This window comes from Pseudomonas sp. 11/12A, assembly GCF_000800055.1.
GTDB classification, from domain to species: Bacteria; Pseudomonadota; Gammaproteobacteria; order Pseudomonadales; family Pseudomonadaceae; genus Aquipseudomonas; species Aquipseudomonas mohnii.
Map to the genome: position 1 here is coordinate 4,360,613 of NZ_JUGV01000001.1, position 13,305 is coordinate 4,373,917.

Consider the following 13,305-nt stretch of genomic DNA (forward strand, 5'->3'; position numbering starts at 1 on the left):
CTACCTCAGCTTCAGGGTGGCAAGGCCGATCAGCACGAGAATCACGGTGATGATCCAGAAACGGACGATCACGCGCGGCTCGGGCCAGCCCTTGAGTTCAAAGTGGTGGTGAATCGGCGCCATGCGGAATACACGGCGACCGGTCAGTTTAAAAGAGGCAACCTGAATGACGACTGACAGGGTTTCCATCACGAACACGCCGCCCATGATGAACAGGACGATCTCCTGACGGACGATCACGGCGATGGTGCCCAGGGCCGCGCCCAGTGCCAGCGCGCCGACGTCGCCCATGAAGACCTGGGCCGGATAGGTGTTGAACCAGAGGAAACCCAGGCCGGCACCGATCAGCGCGCCGCAAAAGACGATCAGCTCACCCGCCCCCGGTACGTAGGGAATCAGCAGGTATTCGGCGAACTTCACGTTACCCGACAGGTAGCAGAAGATCCCAAGGCCGCCGCCGACCATCACGGTCGGCATGATCGCCAGGCCGTCGAGACCATCGGTCAGGTTAACCGCGTTGCTCGATCCGACGATCACGAAGTAGGTCAGGACGATGAAGCCTGCGCCCAGCGGAATGCTGTAGTCCTTGAGCATCGGCAGGATCAGGGTGGTTTCCACCGGAGTGGCGGCAGTCATGTAAAGGAAGATCGCCGCGCCGAGGCCGAATACCGATTGCCAGAAATACTTCCAGCGGCTTGGCAAGCCGCGGGAGTTCTTCTCGATCACTTTGCGGTAGTCGTCGACCCAGCCGATGGCGCCGAACAGCAACGTCACCAGCAACACCACCCAGACATAACGGTTGGTCAGGTCAGCCCACAGCAGCGTGCTGACGCCGATGGACGAAAGAATCAGTGCACCGCCCATGGTCGGCGTGCCCGATTTGGACAGGTGCGATTGCGGACCATCGTTGCGAACGGATTGACCGATCTGACGGTTCTGCAAGGTGCGGATCATCCACGGGCCATAGCACAGCGACAAAACCAGCGCGGTCAGCACACCGAGGATCCCGCGCAGGGTCAGGTACTGGAAGACCGCGAAGCCTTTGTAGAACTGTTGCAGATACTCCGCTAGCAGCAGCAGCATTAATGTTTCTCCAGACGGGTCCCGCACAAGGCGGCAACGATGTTTTCCATCGCGGCGCTGCGCGAGCCCTTGATCAAAATGGTGGTGTTTGTGTCTTGCTCTGCGTCCAGGGCCTTGATCAGTTCAGCCTGCGTGCTGAAGTGAAAGGCTTGAGGACCGAAGGCGTTGACGGCGTGGACCATCATCGGCCCGACGGCGTACAGCGCAGAAACCTTGCCACGGGCGTATTCGCCCACGTCGCGGTGCCCCTGCTCCGCCCAGTCGCCCAACTCGCCGATATCTCCGAGCACCAGAACGGTGCGACCGGAAAAGCCGGCGAGTATATCAACCGCCGCGCACATCGAGGTGGGGTTCGCGTTGTAAGTGTCATCGATCACGCGCATGCCATTGCTGGCCAGTTGCGCGACGGTCCGGCCCTTGACCGGCTGTACCGCGCCGAGGCCTGTCGCAATGCCGAACAGCGAAACGCCCAAGGCATGGGCGGCGGCCGCAGCGGCCATGGCATTGGCGACGTTATGGGTGCCGAGCAGGTTCAGTTGAACGTGCTCCACGCCTTCGGGGCTGTGCAGATTGAATGCCGGGCAGCCGCGAGCATCATGGCCAAGGTCGCTCGCATGGAAGTCTGCGTTAACGTTGCTCAGGGCAAACGTCAGCACTTTGCGACCAGCGGCGCGAGCCTTCCAGATGTCGAAAGCCTTGTCGTCCAGATTCAGAACGGCGACGCCATCGGCATCGAGACCTTCAATAATCTCGCCCTTGGCCTCGACGATTTTTTCCGGCCCGCCGAACTCGCCGACATGGGCGGTCCCGGCATTGTTGAGAATGGCCACATGCGGCTTGGTCATGCCGACGGTGTAGGCAATTTCGCCGAGACGCGAAGCACCGAGTTCGATCACGGCAGCCGTGTGTTCCGGCGCCAGTTCCAGCAGGGTCAACGGTACGCCGAGGTCGTTGTTCAAGTTGCCACGGGTTGCCAGCACCGGACCACGGGTACGCAGGATGCTCGCGAGCATTTCCTTGACCGTGGTCTTGCCGCTGGAACCGGTGACGGCGGCGACTGGATGGGTGTAGGCCGCACGGTTGAGCGCGCCCAGTTGACCCAACGCCTGACGGGTATCGCTGACCACCAATTGCGGCAGCGTGCTGTGGGCGATTTCGCGCTCGACCAGTGCTGCAACCGCGCCTTTTGCCGCGACATCATTCAGATAGTCATGACCATCGAAACGCGGGCCTGTCAGCGCAATAAACAGTTGCCCCGGCTTGATCGCGCGACTGTCGATGCTGACGCCGTCGAAGCTGACATCGGCACCGACCAGGCGAGCATTCAGCGCGCCCGTCAGTTCGCTGAGTTTCAAGGCCTTAAGCATGGGCCACCTCCCACGCGGTCAAGGCATGATCAGCCTCGACCAGATCAGAGAAGGCGTGACGCTCGCCATTGATTTCCTGATAGTCCTCGTGACCTTTACCGGCCAGCACGATCACGTCATCCGCCGAGGCACTGGCAATCGCCTGGGCAATGGCCTGGCCACGACCGGCGACGAAGGTCACGTTATCCACAGCCGTGAAACCGGCGCGGATGTCATCGAAAATCACCGAAGGGTCTTCCGTGCGCGGGTTGTCATCGGTCACCAGCACACCATCGGCCAGACGCTCGACCACTTCAGCCATCAGCGGACGCTTGCCGCGATCGCGGTCGCCGCCGCAGCCGAACAGGCATAGCAGCCGTCCTTTGACATGCGGACGCAGGGCTGTCAGGACTTTTTCCAGCGCATCCGGGGTGTGGGCATAATCGACCACGACCAACGGCTGAGTCCCGCCACCCAGGCGCTGCATGCGACCGGCCGGACCTTCGAGCTTCGGCAGAACCTTGAGAATTTCGTCCAGCGCGTAATCCAGGCCGAGCAAGGCGCCAACCGCCGCCAGCACGTTGCTCAGGTTGAAACGGCCAAGCAGCGTGCTGCGCAGGTGGTGCTCGCCTTGTGGGGTAACCAGTGTGGCGCGCACACCTTCGTCGTCGAATTGCGCTTCGCGGCAATACAGATAGGCACTGGAGTCTTCGAGGCTGTAGGTGATCAACCGCGACTCACGTTTTTCGGCCGCCAGTTGCCGGCCGAAGTCGTCATCAAGGTTAACGACCCGGCACTTCAAGTCGTTCCAGGCAAACAGCTTGGCCTTGGCGTCGCCGTAGGCCTGCATGGTGCCGTGGTAATCTAGGTGATCCCGGGACAGATTGGTCATCACGGCCACATCGAACGCCAAAGCAGTCACACGGCCCTGATCCAGACCATGGGAAGAGACTTCCATCGCCACGGCTTTGGCCCCGGCCTTTTTAAGGTCAGCCAGGGTGGCTTGCATGGCGATTGGATTCGGCGTGGTATGCAGGCCGCTTTGCAGCGCGCCGTAGAAACCGGTACCCAGGGTGCCAACGATACCGCAGTGCTGGCCGAGCAGGTCCAGCGCCTGGGCAACCAGCTGAGTCACACTGGTTTTGCCGTTGGTACCGGTCACGCCGATCAGGTTCAGATGATGACTCGGCTCACCGTAAAAACGCCCGGCGATGTCCGAAAGTTGTGCCGCCAGGCCTTTGACCGGAATCAATGGCACTTCGGTGATCGGCAGCACGGTGGCGCCTTCCACTTCATAAGCCACGGCGGCAGCGCCGCGCGCCAGAGCGTCGGCGATGTGTGCACGACCGTCGAATTTACCGCCCGGTACCGCGAGGAACAGGTCACCGGCGCGGACGTTACGACTGTCCAGCGCCAATTCACGGATCAACAGATCGTGGCCGGCGTGGGGGAAAATCTTGTTCAGACTTAATGACATCAGCCGCGCCCTCCATTGGCTTTCAGTGGAACAACCGGCGTTGCGTTCGCTTGTTGAGTGGGCGGCAGGTTATCCGGAGTGACGTTCATCAGGCGCAGGGTGCCGGACATCACGCGACTGAACACCGGCGCCGATACCAGACCACCAAAGTAACCGGCCTTGGTCGGCTCATCGATAACGACCACGATGGCGTAACGCGGATCGCTCATCGGGCCGAAGCCGGCGAACAGCGAACGGTAGGAGTTCTCGGCATAGCCTTTGGTACCCACCGATGTTTTACGCGCGGTACCCGATTTGCCGCCCACGTGATACGCCGGCACCTGAGCACGGAACACACCGCGCGGGGCTTCGATCACTTGCTGCAGCATGCCTTGCATCGTCTTCGCGACCGCTTCCGGCAACACCTGGGTCGTTTGCGGAGCCTTGTCGGTTTTGATCAGGGTCAGTGGCGCGAGACGGCCATTGTTGGCCAGTGCCGAAAACGCGTGAACCAACTGGATCGCCGTCACCGAAATACCGTAGCCGTAGGACAGCGTGGCGGTTTCGGCCTTGCGCCATTCGCGGTAGTTCGGCAGGTTGCCGACACGTTCGCCGGGGAAACCCAGACCGGTGTCCTGACCGAGACCGACTTTCTGCGCCAGCCGGAAAATCGTCTCGCCGCCGATATCGAACGCGACCTTACTCATGCCGACGTTACTGGAATTGATCAGAATACCGGTCAGGTCGAGTACCGGACCTTCGGTCTTGGATACGTCCTTGATGGTGTACTTACCAATCTGCAAGGAGCCCGGGTACACCTCGACGGTATCGCTCGGCTTCCAGCGCCCGGTTTCGATGGCGGCGCTCATGGAGATCGCCTTCATGGTCGAACCCGGTTCGAACACGTCGATCATCGCGCGGTTGCGCATCATCGCCGGTTGCAGGTTGCGGCGGTTGTTCGGGTTGTAGGTCGGCTGGTTGACCATGGCGAGGATCTCGCCGGTCTTGACGTCCATGATCACCAGGCTACCGGCCTTCGCACCGTTCTCGATGATCGCGTTGCGCAGTTCGCGGTTGGCCAGATATTGCAGGCGCAAGTCAATGGACAACGCCAAGGGCTTTCCGGCCTTGGCGTTTTTGGTGACCTGAACATCCTTGATCAACCTGCCGCGCCGGTCCTTGATGACCTGGCGTTTGCCGGGCACTCCGGCCAGCCATTCGTCATAAGCGAGCTCGACACCTTCACGACCGTGGTCATCGATATCGGTAAAACCGACCATATGGGCGGTCACTTCACCGGCCGGATAAAAACGCCGGAACTCTTCAATACCGTAGACACCCGGTACTTTCAGATCGAGCACTGCCTGACCTTGCTCAGGCGTCAGCCCGCGCACCAGGTAAATGAATTCTTTATTGGCTTGAGCCTCAAGACGCTCGGCCAGGGCTTTCGGGTCTTGCCCCAGGGCAGCGGCCAGCGCGGGCCACTTCTCTTTGGCCAGCTGCATTTCCTTGGCGTTGGCCCACAGGGTGGTCACCGGCGTACTGACAGCCAATGGCTCGCCGTTGCGGTCGGTGATCAGGCCGCGGTGCGCCGGGATCGGAATATGACGAACGCTGCGAGCGTCCCCCTGACCTTTGAGGAAGTCACGGTCGACAACTTGCAGATCGATGATGCGCCAGCAAATCGCGATCACCATGACGCCGAGCAAACCCAGCACCACACGGAATCGCCATGGAAAGAGTGCGCCTTCGAGTTTCATCATGGCGCCACCATCTGCACTTCGGCGGCACCGGGAATGTGCATTTTCAGTTGTTCGGTGGCCAACACTTCGATTCGGCTGTGGGCAGTCCAGGTGCTTTGCTCAAGAATCAACCGCCCCCACTCGGCCTGCGCCTTGTCGCGCACGCTCAACTCGTTGTACAGCGAGTTCAGCAGCTGACGATTCCAGTGCGCGCTATAGGACACGCCGATCGCCGACACGAGCACGCCGATAAACAGCAGCAGCATGAAAAAGCTTCCGCCGGGCAGTGGCTTGGCGAAAAGCTTGCTCACCGCAGCTTCTCCGCCACACGCATGACAGCGCTACGGGAACGTGGGTTGGCCTTGAGCTCGGCATCGGAGGCCGTCTGCGCTTTGCCATGGATTTTGATTTTCGGTTCGAAAGCGACATGCCGAACCGGCAGGTTGCGCGGCAGGTTATCGGCTTCGCCTTTCACCAGTTTGCGCATGAACAGTTTGACGATGCGATCTTCCAGCGAGTGGAAGCTGATCACGACCAGACGACCGCCCACTTCCAGGCAGTCCAGAGCGGCTTCGAGGCCGGCTTCCAGATCACCCAGTTCGTTATTGACGTGAATACGCAAACCCTGAAAGGCGCGGGTTGCCGGGTTCTTGCCCTTTTCCCACGCCGGGTTGGCGACTTTGAGGACTTCGGCCAGGTCAGCCGTGCGCTCGAAAGGCTTGATATCGCGACGCTCGGCCACGGCACGGGCCATGCGACCGGAGAAACGCTCTTCGCCATATTCCTTGAACACGCGGGCAATTTCTTCCACCGGCGCGGTATTGACGAATTCGGCGGCGCTGATCCCGCGGGACGGGTCCATGCGCATGTCCAGCGGACCGTCGTTGAGGAAACTGAAGCCACGCTCAGGATCGTCAAGCTGTGGCGAAGACACGCCCAGATCGAGCAAAACGCCGCTGACCTTGCCGTGCAAACCGCGATCCGCGACTTCCGAACCGAGCTCGGCAAAGCTGCGCTGCACAACGACAAAGCGGCCGTCTTCGGCCGCTAGCGTCTGCCCGGTGGCAATCGCCTGTGGATCTTTATCGAATCCAAGCAACCGACCATCGGGACCGAGCTGACTGAGGATCAACCGGCTGTGCCCGCCGCGCCCGAACGTACCGTCCAGATAGCAGCCATCAGGACGTACGGCGAGAGCCTCTACGGCTTCGTCAAGCAGTACGGTGATGTGGTTAAAGCCGCTATCTATAGTCACAGGATCAAATCACGCAGTTCGTCAGGCATCGCGCCCGGTTCTTGAATAGCAGCCAGATCAGCGGCAGAAACCGCATCCCAGGCATCCTCATCCCACAATTGGAACTTGTTCAACTGGCCTACCAACATCGCGCGTTTATCCAACTTGGCATATTCACGAAGACGCGGCGGAACCAGAAATCGACCACTGCCATCGAGCTCGAGGTCGACGGCATTACCAATCAGTAAACGTTGCAGGCGGCGGTTCTCTTCGCGTAGCGAAGGCAGTGCGCGCAGTTTGGTTTCAATGATTTCCCACTCGTCGAGGGGGTAAACACACAAGCACGGATCAACGGCATCAATTGTGACGATTAACTGACCGGAACTACGCGAAACAAGCTCGTCACGGTACCGGCTCGGCATGGCGAGACGGCCCTTTGCATCGAGACTGATAGCGTTGGCTCCGCGAAACACGTCAGCGTTTCTCCAAATATTAGCGTTTTGCGCTCAAAAAACCCACTTCATGCCACTTTCCGCCACTTGCGCACACTATAGGAATGCGCCCACCACACCGTCAAGGCGCGGCGTAAAGGAAAACCCTTACGAAACTGAGATTTAGGAGCATAAAAGGAGGGGTAACGAGAATCTGGCAGATGAAACTGCCCGATAACTTGAACCAGCACAGAAGGCTGCATTCGGAAGTTAAAGTAATTTATTAAGAGTAAGATTTTTTCGGTATTACGAAAGTGCTTCTGCTGACGATTCTGAGAGGAGGGAAAATCGGTGCTGCATCGAGTTTAGGCGTTCATCACCAGCACAGGCAAATTGATATCACGCAACCCCTTCTACTGACAACGCCGCATGACAACATTTTCACCATCCACACCCTGCTCAATGATTTAAGCAGGAGGGGAGAAAAAGGTGGAGAGTCGATCTGTAAGCCGGGTTCTGTCTTGAACAGTCATTCGTCTACGATGGCCATCACTGGACATCTTTAGCAACCTACCCGGTCCCAGCGCGGGCCACGCCTTGGGACCCTATTTGGTCTTGCTCCAAGTGGGGTTTACCTAGCCACGAACTGTTGCCAGACGTGCGGTGCGCTCTTACCGCACCTTTTCACCCTTACCGGCGCCGAAGCGCTTAGGCGGTTATTTTCTGTGGCACTTTCCGTAGGCTCACGCCTCCCAGGCATTACCTGGCACTTCGCCCTATGGAGCCCGGACTTTCCTCCCCCCCCTAATTTTCATAGAGGGCAGCGACTGTCCGATCGACTCTCCGGCGCGAAGGTTAACGGCAGAGCGCCCGAAGAACAAGCGCTAAACGCCTTTTACCGCGCCTGCGCGTCGGGTTTTATTCGCCCTTCTGTTTATCCAGCGCGACCTGGTACAGAACATTTTTACGCTCGCCGGTAATTTGCGCAGCCAATGCGGCAGCACGCTTGAGCGGCATTTCTTCGAGCAACAGGTTAAGCACGCGCATCGCCTCGCTGCTGACAGCGTCCTCACTCTCGGGAGCCGTCCACCCCGCCACCAGCACTACGCATTCGCCACGCTGCTGATTGCTGTCCGACTCAACGAACTCACGCAGCTCGGCTAATGGCAAGCCTTTGAGTGTTTCAAAGGTCTTGGTCAGTTCACGCGCCAATAACGCCGGACGCTCGCCACCGAATACCAGCTCCATGTCCTGCAGACATTCGAGGATACGGTGTGGCGCCTCGTAGAATATCAACGTACGCGGTTCCTCCTTGACGAGTTCGAGGCGTGCGCGCCGCCCCACGGCCTTGGCCGGCAGAAACCCCTCGAAAATGAAACGATCCGATGGCAACCCCGCCGCCGACAGCGCTGCGATCAATGCACAGGCGCCCGGCACTGGCACTACGTTAATGCCTGCCGCACGAGCCTGACGCACCAAGTGATAGCCAGGATCGGAAATCAGCGGCGTACCCGCATCGGAAATCAGCGCCACATCATCACCGGCCAGCAGCCGGGTAATAAAGCGGCTACCTTCATCCCGTTCGTTGTGCTCATGACAGGCAGCCAGCGGCGTCGCGATGCCGAAGTGTTGCATCAGCCTCTGGGAATGCCGGGTGTCTTCGGCGGCGATCAGTGCGACCTCGCGCAGAATCTTCAGCGCACGCGCACTGATGTCGTCCAGGTTGCCGATGGGCGTCGCCACCACATAAAGCGAGCCCGCAGCGGAATTCAAAGCACCTGGAGCAGTCAAAACGCACACCTCATGATCGATAAAGTCGCCATTGTAACGCGTCGCGACGCCCGCGATACGCGCAAGGAACACTCGCCTTTGCGACCTCTTGTGCCCTCGCGCAACATTTGTACGAGCTAAATTGATCGATTCACGCCAGTAACATCGCGCCCCGGCCAGCGCTTGGGTACAATTCCACGCTAATTTGATCGAGTATCAGGAACGCTTACATGATCGCTTGCCTGCGGCTGTTCACTGCCCTCTGCCTCGCTGCCTTGCTGGCCGCTTGCGCCAGTTCGCCCTCCTCCAGCCTTGGCGAACTCCCACGAACCCCGGATGCCAGCATTGAGCAACTGCTTGAAAAAGCGGCTCAAAGCAAAACACCGGAAGAAGCTGCACTGTTTCGCCTGAGCGCAGCAGACCTGGCCTACCACCAAGGCAATGCCGGCCAGTCCGCGCAGATCCTGCAACAGGTTCCGGTCGAACAACTCAAGCCGGGGCAACAGATCTTCGCCAGCACCCTGGCGGCGGAACTGGCCATGACCCGCAATCAGCCCAAAGCCGCGCTGAGCGCCTTGAGCCACCCCAGCCTGCAGCGCCTGAGCGAAATGCCTGCCGAGCAACAGGTCCGCACCGGCACGGTTCACGCCCGCGCCCTTGAAGCCGATGGTCAGACGCTGGCCGCCGCAAAGGAACGGATCTTTATCGCGCCGATGCTGAACGGCGACGCCGCTCGCAAAAACCACGAAGCCATCTGGGCACTGATCGCTTCGCTGCCAACCGATCAACTGCAGCCAAACACTACCGATGACCTCGGCGGCTGGATGGCGCTGGCGCTGGCCGTAAAATCGGCCGGCACCCTGGAACAGCAGCAGGCCGCGATCGACAACTGGCGCGCCCAGAACCCGAAGCACCCCGCCGCTATCCAACTGCCATTGCCATTGACCAACCTCAAGCAACTGGCCAGCCAACCCTTGAGCAAGATTGCCCTGCTGCTACCTCAAGACGGCCCGCTGGCGTCGGTTGGCAAGGCACTGCGTGAAGGTTTCATGGCCGCCCACTATCAGGCGCAACAGGCCGGACAAAAGCCGCCAGCCATCGAGTTCTATGACAGTTCGCGCCTGACCAATCTCGACGAGTTCTACCGCAAGGCCCAGGCCGATGGCGTGCAGCTGGTCGTCGGCCCACTGGAAAAGCCACTGGTCAAACAACTCAGCACTCGCCCACAACTGCCGATCACCACCCTGGCACTGAACTACAGCGAAGGCGAGCAAGGTCCGGCCCAACTGTTCCAGTTTGGTCTTGCAGCGGAAGACGAGGCACGCGAAGTATCGCGCCGCGCTCGCGCCGACGGCCTGCATCGCGCCGCCATCATGGTGCCGAAAGGTGAATGGGGCGATCGCGTCCTCAAGGCTTTCAGCCAGGACTGGCAAGCCAACGGCGGCAGCGTCGTCGCCACCGAACGCGTCGACCAGCCAGTGCAACTGGCCCAGCAAATTGCCGACATGTTCCAGCTGCGTCAGAGCGAAGGTCGCGCCAAGAGCCTGCAAAGCACCATAGGCTCGCAGGTTGCCGCCCAACCTTCCCGCCGTCAGGACATCGAATTCATCTTCCTGGCTGCCACCCCGCAACAGGCCCAACAAATCAAACCGACCCTGAACTTCCAGTACGCGGGTGATGTTCCGGTTTACGCCACTTCCCACGTCTTCAGTGCCAGCGGCGATGTGAACCAGTACAACGACATGAACGGCATTCGCTTCTGCGAAACCCCATGGCTGCTGGAGGCTAATGATCCGCTGCGTCGCCAGGTCACCGCGCAATGGCCACAGGCGGCCGGCAGCCTGGGGCGCCTGTATGCGATGGGCGTCGACGCCTATCGCCTGGCTCCACGCCTGGGCCAACTCAAGGCCTTGCCTGAAAGCCGTGTCGAAGGTCAATCGGGCAGCCTGGGCATGACGCAGAACCAGCGCATCGTAAGGCAGTTGCCATGGGCCCAGTTCGTCAATGGCCAGGTTCAACGCCTGCCGGACACTCCACGCTGATGCCTGACAGGTCACGCCAGCAAAGCGGTAAGGATGCCGAGCGCCATGCGCTCGAGCATCTTCAACAACAAGGTCTGCGCCTGCTGGCGCAGAACTGGTTGTGTAAACGCGGCGAGCTTGATCTGGTCATGCTTGATGGCGATACAGTAGTATTCGTTGAAGTTCGCTACAGAAAAAACACTCAATGGGGTGGCGCGCTCGATAGCATCGATGAGCGCAAACGGCAGAAACTGATTTTTGCCGCGCAGTATTTTCTTCAGTGCGAGTCGCGCTGGGCCAATTCCCCTTGCCGTTTCGACGTGGTTGCCATCGACAGTAAACTCGATCAGTTGAACTGGTTGCAGAATGCTTTCGACGGCTGATCGTTTACGCTCCGAACCGGACACCCGACAACATTTTTGCTCTTTGTTTTGCGGGCTGCACATTCACGTGCCGGACAGCCGCGCTCATTAAGGTCACACAGATGGACATGCAATCCCGAATTCGCCAGCTTTTTCAGGCCAGTATCGACACCAAGCAACAGGCGATGGACGTACTTGCACCGCACATCGAGCAAGCCAGCCAGGTGATGGTCAATGCCCTGCTGAACGAAGGCAAAATGCTTTCCTGCGGCAACGGCGGCTCTGCAGGCGACGCCCAGCACTTTTCGTCCGAGCTGCTCAACCGCTTCGAGCGCGAGCGCCCGAGCCTGCCAGCCATTGCACTGACCACTGACAGCTCGACGATCACCTCGATCGCCAACGACTACAGCTACAACGAAATATTCTCCAAACAGATCCGCGCCCTTGGTCAACCGGGTGACGTTTTGCTGGCAATTTCCACCAGTGGCAACTCGGCAAACATTATTCAAGCGATCCAGGCCGCACATGATCGCGAAATGATTGTCGTAGCATTGACCGGTCGCGATGGCGGCGGCATGGCGTCGCTGCTATTGCCCGAGGACGTCGAGATTCGCGTACCGGCCAACGTCACCGCACGTATCCAGGAAGTCCACCTGCTGGCGATCCATTGCCTATGCGACTTGATCGACAGCCAACTGTTCGGGAGTGAAGAATGACCCCTAATCGCCTCGGCCTACTGGCCCTGACCCTGTGCCTCGGCATCAGCGGCTGCACCTCTGTGGTGAATGCCAGCCGTGAAGCACCGATCGAAGATGACCGCGGCACCCGCACCTTCGGCAGCAAGATCGATGACTCGCTGATCGACACCAAGGTCGGGGTGAACATCGCCAAGGCCGATCCGGCCCTGGACAACGACTCGCATATCGTCGTCACCAGCTTCAACGGCGTGGTACTGCTTGCCGGGCAAACCCCGCGTGCCGACCTCAAGGCCAAGGCCGAACAGGCCGCTGCCGCCGTTCAGCGCGTGAAGACGGTCCACAACGAACTGCAGATCCTGCCACCCTCCGGTTTCCTTGCCCGCCAGAACGACACCTGGCTGACCTCCAAGATCAAGGCCCAGATGCTCACCGATCCGAACATCCCCGGCTCGCGCATCAAGGTTGTCACCGAGAACGGCATCGTCTACCTGCTGGGCCTTCTAACCAAACAGGAAGCCGCTCAGGCGACCAATTTGGTGCAAAGCGTTTCTGGTGTGCAGAAGATCGTCAAGCTGTTCGAATACATCGATTAAGACCTGCAGGAGCGAGCCTGCTCGCGAAAACGTCCGGTGAATACGTTCATTCAGACAGCCCGCGTTATCGTTCACGCCCATCGCGAGCAGGCTCGCTCCTACATCGTTTGAAGGCGCTGAAATAAAAAGGGTGATCCTTGCGGATCACCCTTTTTTTATTTCACCACTTTCAAACTAGGTCGACCGCTGGGACGCGGCGGCTCGCTGTCGGGTGGCGGAATATCGTCATCCGGCTCGAGCCCTTCATCGTCTTCCATGGGCGACTCCAGGTCGAACACCATACCCTGACCATTCTCCCGGGCATAGATACCCAGGATCGATGCGATAGGCACGTACAGCGTGTGTGGTACACCGCCGAAGCGCCCCTCGAAACTGACCGCTTCGTTATCCATGTGCAAATGACGCACGGCTTGCGGCGATACATTCAGGACAATCTGTCCATCACTGGCAAAACCCTGCGGCACCTGCACCGACGGATACTCGGAATTGACCAGCATGTGCGGGGTGCAATCGTTGTCCACAATCCACTCATAGAGCGCGCGGACCAGATAAGGTCGACTGGAGTTCAT

Annotated in this window: 13 protein-coding genes and 1 other RNA gene; 4 read left to right on the forward strand and 10 right to left on the reverse strand. The window is 59.6% G+C overall.

Annotated features, from left to right (window positions below; all coding sequences use genetic code 11):
* The 9 genes from mraY to rsmI all read right to left on the reverse strand — a co-directional run bounded on the left by mraY (position 1) and on the right by rsmI (position 9,083).
* Positions 1-1,083: a phospho-N-acetylmuramoyl-pentapeptide-transferase gene (gene mraY / locus GQ39_RS20010; RefSeq protein WP_008016698.1), complete on the reverse strand. Its 1,083-nt coding sequence runs from the start codon at positions 1,081-1,083 to the stop codon at positions 1-3.
* Positions 1,083-2,450 carry a UDP-N-acetylmuramoyl-tripeptide--D-alanyl-D-alanine ligase gene (locus tag GQ39_RS20015; protein ID WP_047532971.1) on the reverse strand — a complete coding sequence of 456 codons (1,368 nt, stop codon included), beginning with the start codon at positions 2,448-2,450 and terminating at the stop codon, positions 1,083-1,085. Before GQ39_RS20015 ends, mraY begins: the two co-directional genes overlap by 1 nt.
* Positions 2,443-3,906: a UDP-N-acetylmuramoyl-L-alanyl-D-glutamate--2,6-diaminopimelate ligase gene (locus GQ39_RS20020; RefSeq protein WP_047532974.1), complete on the reverse strand. Its 1,464-nt coding sequence runs from the start codon at positions 3,904-3,906 to the stop codon at positions 2,443-2,445. Before GQ39_RS20020 ends, GQ39_RS20015 begins: the two co-directional genes overlap by 8 nt.
* Positions 3,906-5,645 (reverse strand): peptidoglycan D,D-transpeptidase FtsI family protein, encoded by a 1,740-nt coding sequence (locus tag GQ39_RS20025; RefSeq protein WP_177329359.1) that lies wholly within the window; start codon positions 5,643-5,645, stop codon positions 3,906-3,908. Before GQ39_RS20025 ends, GQ39_RS20020 begins: the two co-directional genes overlap by 1 nt.
* Positions 5,645-5,938, reverse strand: a complete 294-nt coding sequence (gene ftsL / locus GQ39_RS20030; RefSeq protein WP_047532978.1) for a cell division protein FtsL — start codon at positions 5,936-5,938, stop codon at positions 5,645-5,647. Before ftsL ends, GQ39_RS20025 begins: the two co-directional genes overlap by 1 nt.
* On the reverse strand, positions 5,935-6,882 hold the full coding sequence (rsmH, locus tag GQ39_RS20035; protein WP_047532980.1) for a 16S rRNA (cytosine(1402)-N(4))-methyltransferase RsmH: 948 nt from the start codon (positions 6,880-6,882) through the stop codon (positions 5,935-5,937). Before rsmH ends, ftsL begins: the two co-directional genes overlap by 4 nt.
* Positions 6,879-7,334, reverse strand: coding sequence for a division/cell wall cluster transcriptional repressor MraZ (mraZ, locus tag GQ39_RS20040; protein WP_047532982.1), 456 nt, complete (start codon positions 7,332-7,334; stop codon positions 6,879-6,881). Before mraZ ends, rsmH begins: the two co-directional genes overlap by 4 nt.
* Before the next feature lie 447 nt (positions 7,335-7,781).
* Positions 7,782-8,135, reverse strand: an RNA gene (rnpB, locus tag GQ39_RS31075) — RNase P RNA component class A.
* A 75-nt stretch (positions 8,136-8,210) separates the two neighbouring features.
* The gene (gene rsmI, locus GQ39_RS20045; RefSeq protein ID WP_047539058.1) at positions 8,211-9,083 is read right to left on the reverse strand and encodes a 16S rRNA (cytidine(1402)-2'-O)-methyltransferase; all 873 of its coding nucleotides are present in this window, start codon (positions 9,081-9,083) and stop codon (positions 8,211-8,213) included.
* A 209-nt stretch (positions 9,084-9,292) separates the two neighbouring features.
* On the opposite strand from rsmI, the gene GQ39_RS20050 reads away from it, so the two are divergent.
* The 4 genes from GQ39_RS20050 to GQ39_RS20065 all read left to right on the forward strand — a co-directional run bounded on the left by GQ39_RS20050 (position 9,293) and on the right by GQ39_RS20065 (position 12,736).
* Positions 9,293-11,104, forward strand: a complete 1,812-nt coding sequence (locus tag GQ39_RS20050) for a penicillin-binding protein activator (RefSeq protein WP_047532985.1) — start codon at positions 9,293-9,295, stop codon at positions 11,102-11,104.
* On the forward strand, positions 11,104-11,466 hold the full coding sequence (locus GQ39_RS31685) for a YraN family protein (protein ID WP_081997945.1): 363 nt from the start codon (positions 11,104-11,106) through the stop codon (positions 11,464-11,466). Before GQ39_RS20050 ends, GQ39_RS31685 begins: the two co-directional genes overlap by 1 nt.
* Before the next feature lie 101 nt (positions 11,467-11,567).
* Positions 11,568-12,161 (forward strand): phosphoheptose isomerase, encoded by a 594-nt coding sequence (locus tag GQ39_RS20060; RefSeq protein ID WP_007904374.1) that lies wholly within the window; start codon positions 11,568-11,570, stop codon positions 12,159-12,161.
* Entirely contained in the window at positions 12,158-12,736 is a 579-nt protein-coding gene (locus tag GQ39_RS20065; protein ID WP_047532995.1) for a BON domain-containing protein, read from the forward strand. The genes GQ39_RS20060 and GQ39_RS20065 overlap by 4 nt, the downstream gene beginning before the upstream one ends.
* A gap of 155 nt (positions 12,737-12,891) precedes the next feature.
* Here GQ39_RS20065 and GQ39_RS20070 read toward each other — a convergent pair whose 3' ends face one another.
* Entirely contained in the window at positions 12,892-13,305 is a 414-nt protein-coding gene (locus GQ39_RS20070; RefSeq protein ID WP_047532998.1) for a ClpXP protease specificity-enhancing factor, read from the reverse strand.

Bases quoted from the DNA above. Each gene is read 5' to 3' on its own strand.
- mraY (WP_008016698.1), bottom strand. From the start codon at position 1,083: ATGCTGCTGCTGCTAGCGGAGTATCTGCAACAGTTCTACAAAGGCTTC.
- GQ39_RS20015 (WP_047532971.1), bottom strand. From the start codon at position 2,450: ATGCTTAAGGCCTTGAAACTCAGCGAACTGACGGGCGCGCTGAATGCT.
- GQ39_RS20020 (WP_047532974.1), bottom strand. From the start codon at position 3,906: ATGTCATTAAGTCTGAACAAGATTTTCCCCCACGCCGGCCACGATCTG.
- GQ39_RS20025 (WP_177329359.1), bottom strand. From the start codon at position 5,645: ATGAAACTCGAAGGCGCACTCTTTCCATGGCGATTCCGTGTGGTGCTG.
- GQ39_RS20050 (WP_047532985.1), top strand. From the start codon at position 9,293: ATGATCGCTTGCCTGCGGCTGTTCACTGCCCTCTGCCTCGCTGCCTTG.
- GQ39_RS31685 (WP_081997945.1), top strand. From the start codon at position 11,104: ATGCCTGACAGGTCACGCCAGCAAAGCGGTAAGGATGCCGAGCGCCAT.
- GQ39_RS20060 (WP_007904374.1), top strand. From the start codon at position 11,568: ATGGACATGCAATCCCGAATTCGCCAGCTTTTTCAGGCCAGTATCGAC.
- GQ39_RS20065 (WP_047532995.1), top strand. From the start codon at position 12,158: ATGACCCCTAATCGCCTCGGCCTACTGGCCCTGACCCTGTGCCTCGGC.
- GQ39_RS20070 (WP_047532998.1), bottom strand. From the start codon at position 13,305: ATGAACTCCAGTCGACCTTATCTGGTCCGCGCGCTCTATGAGTGGATT.